Consider the following 12,451-nt stretch of genomic DNA (forward strand, 5'->3'; position numbering starts at 1 on the left):
GAGGACACTATGCCAAGAGACGTCTCTTTGGAATTAACCCGTAATATCGGCATAATGGCCCACATTGACGCCGGAAAAACCACCACTACCGAGCGAATCCTGTATTATACAGGCATCAACCACAAGATTGGTGAGACCCACGAGGGTACGGCGACAATGGACTGGATGGCGCAGGAGCAGGAGCGTGGTATTACCATCACCTCCGCTGCGACCACCTGTTACTGGAAGGGCCACAGAATCAACATCATCGACACCCCTGGACACGTTGATTTCACGGTTGAGGTTGAGCGCTCGCTGAAAGTGCTCGATGGCTCGGTCACCGTATTCTGCGCAAAGGGCGGCGTTGAGCCTCAGTCGGAAACCGTCTGGCGCCAGGCAAATAAATACCATGTCCCGCGTATGGGATATGTCAATAAAATGGACATCATGGGCGCGGATTTCTATCGTGTCGTCGATATGATGCGCGCGCGCCTCAAATGTAATGCGGTGCCCATCCAGCTCCCGATCGGTGCAGAGACCTTTTTCAAAGGGATCATCGACCTGATCGAGATGAAGGCGGACATCTATTACGACGACCTCGGCAAGGATATGCGCGTCGAGGAGATTCCCGAGGAGATGAAGGAGAAGGCGGAAGAGTATCGTGAGCAGATGCTCGAAGCGATCTCCGAAACCGATGAGGGGATCATGGAGAAATACCTCGCGGGCGAGGAAATTACGATCGAAGAGATCAAAGCTGCGCTGCGCAAGGCGACAATTAATAACGACATTGTTCCGGTCTGCTGTGGTACCTCTTATAAAAATAAGGGTGTCCAGAAGCTGCTCGATGCGGTGATCGACTTTATGCCGGCTCCGACCGATATTGAGGCGATCAAGGGGACCAACCCCGAGACTGAAGAGTCCGAGGTTCGCCATGCGAGCGATAAAGAGCCGTTTGCAGCTCTGGCGTTCAAGATCGCAACCGATCCATATGTGGGCAAGCTCTGCTTCTTCCGCGTCTATTCGGGTACTGTCGATGCAGGAGCGACTGTTTATAATTCGAGCAAGCAGAATTCCGAGCGTATGGGCCGTATCCTTCAGATGCATGCCAATCACCGCAAGGATATCGATACGGTTTATGCAGGCGACATTGCTGCGGCAGTTGGCCTGAAGAATACGACCACTGGCGATACCCTTTGCGACCCGAAACACGAGATCATTCTCGAGTCGATGGAGTTCCCGGAGCCGGTTATCAACCTGGCGATCGAGCCTAAGACCAAAGCTGGTCAGGAAAAGATGGGTATTGGCCTGAGTAAGCTCGCCGAGGAGGATCCGACCTTCAAGACTTGGACCGATCAGGAGACCGGTCAGACGATCATCGCAGGCATGGGCGAGCTCCATCTGGAGATCATCGTCGACCGTCTGCTCCGTGAGTTCAAGGTCGAGGCGAACGTCGGTAAACCGCAGGTCGCCTATAAGGAGACCATCCGCAAGCTTGCTGACGTCGATCACAAATATGCACGTCAGTCGGGCGGTAAAGGCCAGTATGGTCACGTCAAGATCAAGATCGAGCCGAACGAGAGCGGCAAGGGATATGAGTTTATCAATGCAATCGTTGGTGGTGCGATCCCCAAAGAGTACATTGGTCCGATCGACCAGGGTATTCAGGGCGCAATGCAGGCGGGAGTGCTCGCCGGCTATCCGGTCGTTGACGTGAAGGTCACCCTTTACGACGGTTCTTACCATGAGGTTGACTCCTCTGAAATGGCGTTCAAGATCGCCGCTTCGATGGCGTTCAAACAGGCGATGTCGAAAGCTGACCCTGTTTTGCTCGAACCGATCATGAAGGTTGCGGTCAACACTCCGGAGGACTATATGGGCGATGTTATCGGCGACCTGAACAGCCGCCGCGGACAGATTCAGGGAATGGAAGCGGTGTTCGGTGCGCAGGAGATCAAGGCGTTTGTGCCGCTCTCCGAGATGGCCGGTTATTCCAACGATCTGCGCTCCAAAACCCAGGGACGCGGCAGTTATGTTATGGAACCGAGCCACTATATCGAGGTTCCGAAGTCGATTGCCGAGGATATCATGAGTTCTCGCGGCAAAAAAGCGGAATAATCTGTCTTTTAGGCTTGCATTTTGCAGCTTAACTTGGTAGAATAAGACCAAGAGACCTATGATAAAAAAATAAGGATTACAAGGGAGGAACATTTACGATGGCAAAGGCACATTTTGAAAGAAACAAGCCGCATGTAAATATCGGCACCATCGGTCACGTTGACCACGGCAAAACCACGCTGACCGCGGCGATCACCAAGACGCTGGCAATGAAAGGCCAGGCGAAATACGAGGCTTACGACATGATCGATAAGGCCCCGGAGGAGAGAGAGCGCGGCATCACGATCAATACCGCTCACGTTGAGTACGAGACCGACAACCGTCACTATGCGCACGTTGACTGCCCGGGACATGCTGACTATGTTAAGAACATGATCACCGGTGCTGCACAGATGGATGGTGCGATTCTGGTTGTTTCTGCTGCGGATGGCCCGATGCCCCAGACCCGTGAGCACATCCTGCTCTCCCGTCAGGTTGGCGTTCCTTATATCGTTGTTTTTATGAACAAATCGGATCAGGTTGACGATCCCGAGCTGCTTGAGCTGGTCGAAATGGAGATCCGTGAGCTGCTTTCGAGCTATGAGTTCCCGGGTGATGATATTCCGATCGTTAAGGGTTCTGCACTTCAGGCTCTTGAGGCACCGGATGATATCAGCAATGACGCTTATAAGCCGATCCTTGAACTGATGCAGGCAGTTGACGACTACATCCCGACTCCGGAGCGTAAGGCTGATCTGCCGTTCCTGATGCCGGTTGAGGATGTCTTCACCATCACTGGACGCGGCACCGTTGCGACTGGTCGTGTTGAGCGCGGTAAGCTGAACACTGGTGATGAGGTTGAGATTGTTGGTTTGACCGATGAGAAGAGAAAGACTGTCGTTACCGGTATCGAGATGTTCCGCAAGATCCTTGACTATGCTGAGGCAGGCGACAATATCGGTGCACTGCTCCGCGGCGTTCAGAGAACCGAGATCGAGCGTGGTCAGGTTCTGTGTAAGCCCAACTCGATCCATCCCCACACCAAATTCCGTGGACAGGTTTATATCCTGAAAAAGGATGAGGGCGGCCGTCATACCCCGTTCTTCAACAACTATCGTCCGCAGTTCTATTTCCGTACCACTGACGTTACCGGCGTGATCACACTGCCCGAGGGCGTTGAGATGTGTATGCCTGGCGATAACGTTGAGATGGATGTTGAGCTGATTACTCCGATCGCGATCGAAGAAGGTCTGCGTTTTGCGATTCGTGAGGGTGGTCGTACCGTTGGTTCGGGTGTTGTTATCAAGATCAACGAATAAGTTTTAGCTGTTGCTTTTTCAAAAGGACGCTCTGGAAATCGGAGCGTCCTTTCTGTACATCTTTCCGAATTTTGAAGTCTTTTTGGACTTTTGCTCGTTTTATGTTTAGAGTGGCCACTTCCTGCGTTAGAAAGGGTATTCTCCAAAGGCTAAAAAGCAGGTGTTTCTCGGGAAATATGTTATCCTTGAATAAACTGCTAGAGTTTGGAACGATGCTCTATGGTTTTCGCAGACAACAGATGTGCTCCGCCTTCTGACGATATTGACAAAGGGGGAATCTAAATGGGATGTCTTGGAAATTTGATCTGGTTTCTATTTGGTGGAATTTGGCTCGGGCTCGGCTGGGTTTTGGCAGGAGTGCTTTGGTGCATCACCATTGTGGGAATCCCGGTGGGCATACAGTGCTTTAAGTTCGCGCAGCTCAGTTTTTTTCCCTTTGGGAAAGAGGTGCGGTATGGCGGGGGAGCGGGGACGATGCTGCTGAATATCCTCTGGCTGATAGCCAGCGGCTTGCTGCTTGCGGCAGAGGCCGCGTTGATTGGATGCCTGTGGAGCTTGACGATTATAGGCATTCCGATCGGGATACAGTGTTTTAAGATCGCTAGACTTGCGTTAATGCCGTTTGGAGCCTCGGTTGTAACAAATTCTTGAGTTTTCAGAGATGTTATCGAAAAGAAGATATTAATAAAAAAATCACATAATAGCCGCTGCAGCCGTGTTCCTTTGGACGGTTTTGTGGCTTTTCAGAGGCAGAACCAACAGAAGGTTTTGGTATCTGCTGAATAAGGAGGATTTGAAGAAATGAGGCATTGGTCCTCGCAAGAAAAAAAGCAATTTATTAGACTGGGATTGCTGGTTGCAGGCACAGTATTGGTAATTGGCGCGTTGACATTGCTCTGTATGCCATTTTTTGCAAAGATTGAGGAGCCAGAGTTTCAGCAACAGTTTCAGAAATGGGTCTATTCTCTTGGCTGGAAGGGGTGCTTGATCCTGCTCGGCATCCAGATTTTCCAGATCATCATTGCCTTTATCCCGGGGGAGCCGGTTGAGCTGCTTGCCGGGATGTTATACGGTGCATGGGGCGGGCTGATGATCTGTCTGACAGGGATTCTGATGGCTTCTACAGCGATCTTTTTTGCTGTAAGAAAACTGGGTTATCCAGCCGTTGTACGAATTTTTGGCAAGGAAAAACTGGACGAGTTTAAGTTTTTCAAGAGCGCGGAAAAGGCTGAGGTTGTGACGTTTATCCTTTTCTTGATTCCAGGAACTCCCAAAGATATGTTGACCTATCTGGCAGGTATCAGCAGGATAAAACCAGCATCTTTCCTGTTCCTTTCGACGTTTGCGCGCATCCCGTCTGTGGTTACTTCTACGCTAATGGGGTCGACGATGAGCAGTGGGAACTGGGAGATGACAGTTTTGATCTTTCTGCTGACCGCTGCGATTGGTCTGGTGGGGATTCTCTATAAAGACAGAATTTTACATCGTCTGCGCCGCTGAAAAAGGTTGCCAGGTGCCAGTGTGTGACTGGATTCGATCCTCTGAAAAATGCGTCCGGATGATTCCATATAAACGCAGCAAGCGGCGGTAAGGAAGTGGATTATTCCTTACCGCCGCTTTGTTTTTTACCGCTGAAAGAAGAGCAAGTTTTCCTCTGTAGCTTTGCGCACAAAATACAAAAATAGTTCCGCACCTTTAGAACTACTTAATTTTACTGAATCCTTTGCAAAGTGGATTCTGAAGCCGTTATATGAGCTTTACAAAGTTCGAAAAGATGCGAAACGCCCGAATTTTTTGCAAATAGTGTGCAAACGGAGTGGGGGCATTTTCGAGCGATTTTAAAGTATATATCATAGATTTAGCATATCAAATGAAAACCCCTGTCTGGGGGATATTTGCGAAAATATCTTTTGAAATTGCGAAAATAATGGGATTTCCAGGATGCCCCTCTGTACTATGTACAAGGCAGAGTACCAGCCGTGTGGCTTTTGAATGGGGGCCTGTTGCTTTTGGATCATTGCCGCAGTGTATGGGAGATGTACTGCAAAACAATCTCTTATGAAATCGGCGTTGAAGAAAGGAGCGGCATGAAATAGAAGCGGCCGAAACATCCATGTTTCGGCCGCTTCCAATTTTTGTAGAAAAAGACGGCTGTTTCGATTTTTCAAGCAGCTCCTAGTGCTTATAATCAAAATCGGGGATTTCGTGCCAGCGTTGGCGGAAATAATGCGCCGCGAGCTTGGGTCTGCGATCTCGGCTGAACAGCCCTTTTTTGTTTCCATCCACCCGCAGGATGCCTTGCGAAGTTGCAAAATCAGCGAAGTTCCAGACCTGCTCGCCAATGAAGTTGGGATATCGGTCAGCAACTTCGTTGTTTGCTCGGTAGTAGTCCACTTGATATTCCTCGGTAAACATGGTCGGGGTGGCCAAATGCAGGCCGCTTACTGTATCCGCGCCATATTCGGTGAACATGACCGGTTTGCCAGTCTGCGCCCAATAATCCAGCTCCTTGGCAAGCGCCTGTTTCGCCGCTTCCAGATCACCGCCGTAAACGTACCAGCCGTAGTAACGATTGAGGCAGACCACGTCCGAAAGCAGCATCGCCTTGTCTTTCCGATAATCGTTCTGGATTGCGACGAGGGAGACCGGCCGTTTTTGCGGGTCACACTCCCGGACCAGCGAGAGAAGAGGCTGAAAATAGTCCACTGCGCTGTCCGGGTGGGAAGCTGTATCCGCTTCGTTGGCAACGATCCACATGACGACGCAGGCATGGTTTTTGTCGCGGGCCACAAGGTCGCGGAGCACCTCCCGGTGGTGCTCATGCGTGCGGATGGTCTCATAGGTGTTGATTGCATTTCCGTGGTTTGAGAGTCCAAAATTGAGGTTGACTCCTACGGCTGGAGCCTCGTCCAGCACGACGATCCCCTCCCGGTCGCACAATCGGAGCATCTCTTCGCTATAGGGATAGTGGCTGGTGCGGAACGAGTTGGCTCCCTGCCATTTCATCAATGCGAGGTCTTTGACATTGAGCGCCTCGTCCAACCCCCGTCCGCGGAAGTAGGAATCCTCATGCTTCCCGTACCCTTTGAAATAGAATGGGCGGCTGTTGATGAGGAACTGGTTTCCCTGTAGTTCGACAGTGCGCACCCCAACCGGAAGCGTGTAGCAGTCTGTCCCAAACCGCACACAGACCGTATAAAGGTAGGCGTTTCCCGGCTGCCAGAGCCGCACATTCCGGATGGTGATCTGTCCAGATGCGCCGGACGCCTGCGCAACCTCGATTCCGTCCTCGTCGGTCACGGTGAGTGAAACTTCACCGGAACCACAGGTCCTGACCTCGTAAGAAAGTTCCGCATCGTTTCCGTGTACAGAGGGCACCACAGTCAGGTCCTCGATAAACGCTTTTGGAGTCGAGTAAAGTTTGACCGGACGGACGATCCCGGCATAGTTGAAAAAGTCAAAGTTGGGATAGTTCTGTTTTTTCAGGGTAATTTCCGGGTCGGCGGGAATCATACCGCCGAGCTGCCCGGGCGTTTCGCATCCGACCGGGAGGGTGCTGTGGTCGATCCGGTTATCCACCACGACAGTCAGCAGATTGGAACCATCCCGGACCATCCCGCTAATTTCCACCTCGAATGGCAGAAATCCTCCTTTGTGGGAGATCATCAGGTTGCCGTTCAGGTATACCTGTGCATGATGGGTCACCGCACCAAACCGAAGTACCAGCCGTTCCTGCGTGAGCAGGGAAGGAACCGAAAATTCTGTCTGGTAAAACGCCAGTCCATAGTGGTCTCGGAAGGCTTCTCCTTCCTTTTGATCGTTGTAGGAAGCGGGAACGGCGATGGTATCACAGTTTTCCAATCGACGGGCCTGCCACCCCTGTTCGACACCGGACCCGTCATCCAGCCGGAACCGCCAGATGCCGCCAAGATCAATCACTGCCCGGGCATCGTTGAGGATTGGATACAGCATGAAAAACACTCCTTTTCAAATCACTGACCATAGTGTTGCCGGAAAGTACCGGTATAGTCAGCAGACCTGAAAACAACGCAGATTTCCTGAGAGGATGTTAGTCAATTTTCTCTGTTCAAATCCGGCAGCAGCCGGGATTGGGTATCCAGCAGGTCTCTGGCGGTCTTAATCAGGTAATCCTGGAGATCCGGCAGAAGTGCATCAAATATCTCAAAAAATTCCTTCTGTTTTTTCTCATTTTCAAGAAACATCTGACCCAATCCGGTGCGTAGCCAGTGTTCATTGACGTTGAACTGAGAACAGATGGATTTGATGTTCTGTTCAGTGACTGTAGAACCATTTTTCTCCATATAGCTGATCGCGTTCTGCTTTAAGCCGATCCGTTCCGCAAATTCCCTTTGGCGCAGGCCAAGTGTTTTTCTCAGCTCGCGGATACGATTATTCATTTGCAGCACCTCCAATCTCATAATATCAATAAATGATAAAAAAGTCAAGAAAAATAGCATGTACGGGTTGACTTTAAACTCTTATTGATGTAAAATAAAACTATAAAATCAATAAGAGATAAAACAGGGAGGAGGATTCGACATGGAAAGAAACAGGAGGTCAGATATGCTGATGATCTTCAACGCACTTTCGGAACAGAACAAGGACATCGTGCTCCTGGTCGCAAAAAGTGTGCAGGTGGCACAGGAAGCGGTCAAACAGCCTTTGCACCTTCCAAAACCTGACAGTACGGCGACGCGGGCTTGATCTTCGGAAATTTTTTTTGATGGAGCATTTCCTTTTTAGCCTGCCGGCCGATTATTATAATTAAAAGGACATAGCTGGGAACGGTCAGCAGGGGAGGGACAAAGCATGATCCGCGGCAACTATAACATTACATTTTTACAGCAGATGTTGGGGATTTCCTCACCGATGTCCCCCATGTCGAAGCTCTCGGTGTCGTCCCTGTCATCGCCCGAGGTGCAGAACCAACTAAAGGCGGCGGGGATTGATGTCAACAGCAGGCAGTATCAGGTTGTCATGAAGGATATGATGGGTGCGCTCGACGGAAGGGCCGGGTACACAACTGTTAGCGCGATCAAAAACAGGATGAGACAATATAACGCCGATGGGGATTATGTCGGGCCGGGCGGGATTGTCGTGCCGGGAATGATTGCAACTGGGATACCGGAATCCGAAAGACACCAGATTATCAATGTTTCGGAGGATGCGCGCCAAAAAATGTTCGATGAAACCAAGCGGCATTTTCTTCAGGAATATGGCGTTGCAAATGGGGATACCACCAAGCGGTCGGAAGTGTTCCGGGCGTTCCAGCTTAGTATCCCAAAAGAAGACAGGCTAAAGGGGACATGGACGCTCGGACAGTATGAAAGGGCATACACGCGGGCATTTGTGGATGCTGTTAAGGCCGTCAATCCAAACTGGGAGCCAGGGCAGCCGTTTGATAAAAGTATTCTGGACAGTGTGACAAGAGAATCTGTGGATCATGCACTTGTGAAGTCAGGAAATAAGCTCGTTTTTTCGAACAAATCAGTGAACATCCGTATATAACAGGCGGGTATCTGCTTGTTTTCAATATAACCGTTTAAGGAGGAGAAACAATGAATGTTGGGGCAGTTGGGACAGTTGGGACTGCGCAGGCTCAGCAGGCCGGGCGCGGCGGAAAAAATGGAAATGCCATTCAGAATCTGAATAAAGAGATTCAGTCTCTCAAGGAAGAAGTGAAAAAGCGGCGGATCGATATACGCAAGCTGAGCAAAGACAAGACATTGAGCGATGCGCAGAGAGAAGCCAAACAGAAGCTTTTGGAGAGCGAGATTGAAAATTATCAGCAGCAGATCACGCAGAAGCAGCAGAGAATTCAGGAGTTGCGGGAGGAGCAGTCGAACAAAAAATCGTCCGAATCGTCTCAGAAGTCTGAGCCGGAGAAAACGCCGGAAGAGACGCGGCATGTGGACACCAAGACGGTGCATGGCCTGATTTCTTCCAGCACAAGCCTAGATACGGTCGAACAGCTGAATTCGGTGAAGAACGGTCTTGCGCGTGCGGCCAAAACGCTTGCACGCACGATCGAATCAGATGACGCAACCTTTGGCAAATGGGGCGGCGCTTTGCAGGTCAATCGAGATGAGCTGGAAAGCCTGAACAGCAAGGTGCGCAAGATGGAAATGGACATTAGTGGGCGCTTGGGAGATTTGCTCGAGGAGAGCAAGGAAACCGAGGACGAAAGTTTGGAAGCGAAAGATCCGGGGAAGGCCGAAGATGCGAGTGGAAACAGGCACAAAGAGGCTCAGAAAGAGGAAGAACCGCAAAAAATCGACACCTACGCATAATAAATACAGTTTATGATTCAGGGCGGCTACCGAAGTCAGGCAGCCGCCCTTTTGCTGTTTACAGGGAAAGAAATACGATACAGATTTTACAGTTCAAGGCTGGGTGCCCTTTCCAATAAGAGGGACGAAGGGATTGCAAGATTACAAAAGCCATGGTATAATAATCATAGTATGCCGTTGGGGTGCTGTCTGCGGACGAGAAATCGTATGCTGATCGGATGGCTCCACAGAATCCATCTACATAAATATAGATTGGGCTTATGCAGAATCCAATCTCAGAGACGGGCGAGGTATCCCTGTGAAAAGAAACAAAACCCTGATCCAACCAATTTTATATATTGTTGCGGGCTGCTGTATCGCGATGTCGGTTTCGGCGGCATTCTTCGACGTACGGCTGTTCTACATCTGTGCGTTTGTATCCTGTGCCTGTGTCGGCCTCACCTATTGGCATATCTGTAACGCGAGGCAGGAGATCAACACATTTCTCATGCAGAGTGCACATGCCCTTAATACGATCCAGCGGGATGCCCTGCGGGATTATCCGATCCCTGTTTTTGTCTGCGCCGCGGATGGAGAAATCCTCTGGTGTAATCCTCTGGCGGAAAAAATTGTGCTGAAGGGCGAGGAGACCTGTTCCCGCAGCATCTATACGATCCTTGCGGGCGGCGAGATTACCCACCCCTGCCCAATTGGCGGATATGATGTTTCCTATCACGACAGAAACTACGCGGTTTATACTGTCCCGGCAGTCAGCGAGAGCGATACGCTTTATATGGTGTATTTCTATGAAAACACCGAGCTGAAAAAGTATACACAGGAATATTTCGAGAGCCGTCCGTCGGTTATGCTGATCCTTGTGGACAACTACGAGGAGATTCAGCAGGGCTTGCCTGACAATGAGCGCACCCGGATGATGGGGCAGATCGAGTATACGGTGAGCAAGTATATCACCGATAATGGCGGGCTGCTGCTCAGGGCAGAACGGGACCGGTTCACTGCGGTGCTGGAGGAACGGTATCTGCGGGGGATCATCTCGGGACGGTTTCAGATTCTTGAACAGATCCGGGCGATCGAGACCGACCGCCATATGGTTGCCACCCTTTCGATCGGCGTCGGAAGGGATGCGGAGACATTGCCCGAAAGTGAGCAGATTGCGCGGCAGGCTCTGGACATGGCGCTTGGGCGCGGCGGGGATCAGGCCGCGGTGCGCGGGGCGAGCGGTTATGAATTCTTTGGAGGCGTATCGAGCGGGGTTGAGAAGCGCACCAAAGTTAAAACCCGTATTGTAGCAAATGCGCTTGAAGAGTTGATGAAGGTCAGCGACAATGTGATCGTTATGGGACACCGGATGGCTGACCTCGACTGCTTTGGGGCGTCGGTGGGAATCATGAAGGCCGCAAAGATGATGGGCAAAGAAGCATATATCGCGATCCGCCGGGAAAAAAATCTGGTCAACCAGATTTATGACCGGATGCTCGAGAACGGCTACCATGGATTGCTGATTGAACCCGAGGATGCGCTCCAGCGGGCGACTAAAAAAACCCTCTTGGTGGTTTGCGATACCCACACAACCAACATCATCGAGTCGGTGGATCTGTACAATGCGTGTCATACGGTTGTCGTGATCGACCATCACCGAAAGATGGTCGGACACATCGACAATGCTGTAATCTTTTACCACGAACCGTATGCGTCGAGCGCGTCCGAGATGGTCACCGAGCTGGTGCAGTATTTTAATGAAAAGATCAAGATCGGGCGGCCGGAAGCAGAGGCCCTGCTTGCGGGAATCATGCTTGATACTAAAAATTTTATCATCAAAACCGGCGTGCGTACCTTCGAAGCTGCCGCCTATCTGCGTAAGATGGGTGCGGATACAGTAGAGGTGAGAAAGCTGTTCGCCTCAACGATGGAAGCCTACCAGCGCAAAGCCAAACTGGTTGCGAATGCGCAGGTTTACAAGGGGTGTGCGATCGCATGGTCGACCGAACGGGACGATACGGAAATCCAGGTCACGGCGGCGCAGGCCGCTGACGAACTGCTCAATATCAGCGGTGTGCAGGCATCGTTCCTGATGTTCGAGCAGGGCAAGGGAGTTTCCTACTCCGCCCGCAGTATGGGACAGCTCAATGTCCAGATTATTATGGAAAAGCTCGGCGGTGGAGGACATCACACGATGGCAGGTGCACAGACTCCCGGGATCACGATGGATGAGGCGCGGCAGCGGCTGCGTGAAGCGATCGACCAGTATTTTGAGGAAAACAGCCGCAAATAAAAAATATACCAGATGCTTGCATAACCGTAGTTTTGTGGCGAAATCATGAAATTTTTTTGGTTGGAAGTAAATGGCTTGACAAATTGCACAGATGCATTGTATAATTAACTATGTTATCCACAAACTGTGGATGATAACTCCGGCCTTAAGGCGTGGGGAGGGAATTGGTAAATGTCAGAAATCAGAATTAAAGACAATGAGTCTTTGGACAGCGCGCTGCGTAGATTTAAACGCTCCTGTGCCCGCTCCGGCGTTCTCGCTGAGGTCCGTAAAAGAGAGCACTACGAGAAGCCTTCTGTCAAGCGCAAAAAGAAATCTGAGGCTGCTCGCAAGCGCAAGTTCAAATAATTGCATATTGTGAACAGGAACCGGCGGGAATCTCCTGCCGGTTTTTCCTTTTCCATAGTTGTAAAAATCGGACATCTGTGCTATAATCGAAGCACTCGAGAGAAGGATCAGAGTGCTTCTTTTCAAGC

The 12,451-nt window shown here is 50.7% G+C and carries 11 protein-coding genes; 9 read left to right on the plus strand and 2 right to left on the minus strand.

Annotation, left to right across the window (positions count from 1 at the left end; all coding sequences use genetic code 11):
* Positions 1-9 precede the first annotated feature (9 nt).
* From fusA to C814_RS09200, 4 genes are all read left to right on the plus strand, one after another.
* Entirely contained in the window at positions 10-2,094 is a 2,085-nt protein-coding gene (gene fusA / locus C814_RS09185; protein WP_016315398.1) for an elongation factor G, read from the plus strand.
* A gap of 98 nt (positions 2,095-2,192) precedes the next feature.
* On the plus strand, positions 2,193-3,392 hold the full coding sequence (gene tuf / locus C814_RS09190) for an elongation factor Tu (protein WP_016315399.1): 1,200 nt from the start codon (positions 2,193-2,195) through the stop codon (positions 3,390-3,392).
* A 282-nt stretch (positions 3,393-3,674) separates the two neighbouring features.
* The gene (locus tag C814_RS09195) at positions 3,675-4,043 is read left to right on the plus strand and encodes a YccF domain-containing protein (protein WP_016315400.1); all 369 of its coding nucleotides are present in this window, start codon (positions 3,675-3,677) and stop codon (positions 4,041-4,043) included.
* A 150-nt stretch (positions 4,044-4,193) separates the two neighbouring features.
* Complete coding sequence (locus tag C814_RS09200) at positions 4,194-4,892, plus strand: TVP38/TMEM64 family protein (protein WP_016315401.1); 699 nt, start codon at positions 4,194-4,196, stop codon at positions 4,890-4,892.
* A 675-nt stretch (positions 4,893-5,567) separates the two neighbouring features.
* Here the strand turns inward: C814_RS09200 and uidA are convergent.
* Both uidA and C814_RS09210 read right to left on the minus strand, forming a co-directional pair.
* A complete protein-coding gene (uidA, locus tag C814_RS09205) occupies positions 5,568-7,364 on the minus strand; it encodes a beta-glucuronidase (protein ID WP_016315402.1) in 1,797 nt (598 codons plus the stop codon).
* Between the two features lie 101 nt (positions 7,365-7,465).
* On the minus strand, positions 7,466-7,810 hold the full coding sequence (locus C814_RS09210; RefSeq protein ID WP_016315403.1) for a helix-turn-helix domain-containing protein: 345 nt from the start codon (positions 7,808-7,810) through the stop codon (positions 7,466-7,468).
* 142 nt (positions 7,811-7,952) lie between these two features.
* Here C814_RS09210 and C814_RS23465 point away from each other — a divergent pair, with 142 nt between their 5' ends.
* The 5 genes from C814_RS23465 to rpsU all read left to right on the plus strand — a co-directional run bounded on the left by C814_RS23465 (position 7,953) and on the right by rpsU (position 12,323).
* Positions 7,953-8,117 carry a hypothetical protein gene (locus C814_RS23465; RefSeq protein ID WP_016315404.1) on the plus strand — a complete coding sequence of 55 codons (165 nt, stop codon included), beginning with the start codon at positions 7,953-7,955 and terminating at the stop codon, positions 8,115-8,117.
* Positions 8,118-8,222: 105 nt separating this feature from the next.
* Complete coding sequence (locus C814_RS09215) at positions 8,223-8,921, plus strand: DUF3879 family protein (RefSeq protein WP_016315405.1); 699 nt, start codon at positions 8,223-8,225, stop codon at positions 8,919-8,921.
* Between the two features lie 50 nt (positions 8,922-8,971).
* Positions 8,972-9,703 carry a hypothetical protein gene (locus C814_RS09220; protein WP_016315406.1) on the plus strand — a complete coding sequence of 244 codons (732 nt, stop codon included), beginning with the start codon at positions 8,972-8,974 and terminating at the stop codon, positions 9,701-9,703.
* Positions 9,704-10,001: 298 nt separating this feature from the next.
* Positions 10,002-11,975, plus strand: a complete 1,974-nt coding sequence (locus tag C814_RS09225; protein WP_016315407.1) for a DHH family phosphoesterase — start codon at positions 10,002-10,004, stop codon at positions 11,973-11,975.
* Positions 11,976-12,146: 171 nt separating this feature from the next.
* The gene (gene rpsU / locus C814_RS09230; protein ID WP_006875892.1) at positions 12,147-12,323 is read left to right on the plus strand and encodes a 30S ribosomal protein S21; all 177 of its coding nucleotides are present in this window, start codon (positions 12,147-12,149) and stop codon (positions 12,321-12,323) included.
* The last annotated feature ends 128 nt before the right edge of the window (positions 12,324-12,451 follow it).

Source organism: Anaerotruncus sp. G3(2012) (assembly GCF_000403395.2).
In the GTDB taxonomy this organism is placed as follows: domain Bacteria; phylum Bacillota; class Clostridia; order Oscillospirales; family Ruminococcaceae; genus Anaerotruncus.

What these genes read in the sequence shown, in the direction of transcription:
- C814_RS23465 (WP_016315404.1), top strand. Translation starts at nt 7,953, where the DNA reads ATGGAAAGAAACAGGAGGTCAGATATGCTGATGATCTTCAACGCACTT.
- C814_RS09215 (WP_016315405.1), top strand. Translation starts at nt 8,223, where the DNA reads ATGATCCGCGGCAACTATAACATTACATTTTTACAGCAGATGTTGGGG.
- C814_RS09220 (WP_016315406.1), top strand. Translation starts at nt 8,972, where the DNA reads ATGAATGTTGGGGCAGTTGGGACAGTTGGGACTGCGCAGGCTCAGCAG.
- tuf (WP_016315399.1), top strand. Translation starts at nt 2,193, where the DNA reads ATGGCAAAGGCACATTTTGAAAGAAACAAGCCGCATGTAAATATCGGC.
- rpsU (WP_006875892.1), top strand. Translation starts at nt 12,147, where the DNA reads ATGTCAGAAATCAGAATTAAAGACAATGAGTCTTTGGACAGCGCGCTG.
- fusA (WP_016315398.1), top strand. Translation starts at nt 10, where the DNA reads ATGCCAAGAGACGTCTCTTTGGAATTAACCCGTAATATCGGCATAATG.
- uidA (WP_016315402.1), bottom strand. Translation starts at nt 7,364, where the DNA reads ATGCTGTATCCAATCCTCAACGATGCCCGGGCAGTGATTGATCTTGGC.
- C814_RS09195 (WP_016315400.1), top strand. Translation starts at nt 3,675, where the DNA reads ATGGGATGTCTTGGAAATTTGATCTGGTTTCTATTTGGTGGAATTTGG.
- C814_RS09200 (WP_016315401.1), top strand. Translation starts at nt 4,194, where the DNA reads ATGAGGCATTGGTCCTCGCAAGAAAAAAAGCAATTTATTAGACTGGGA.
- C814_RS09210 (WP_016315403.1), bottom strand. Translation starts at nt 7,810, where the DNA reads ATGAATAATCGTATCCGCGAGCTGAGAAAAACACTTGGCCTGCGCCAA.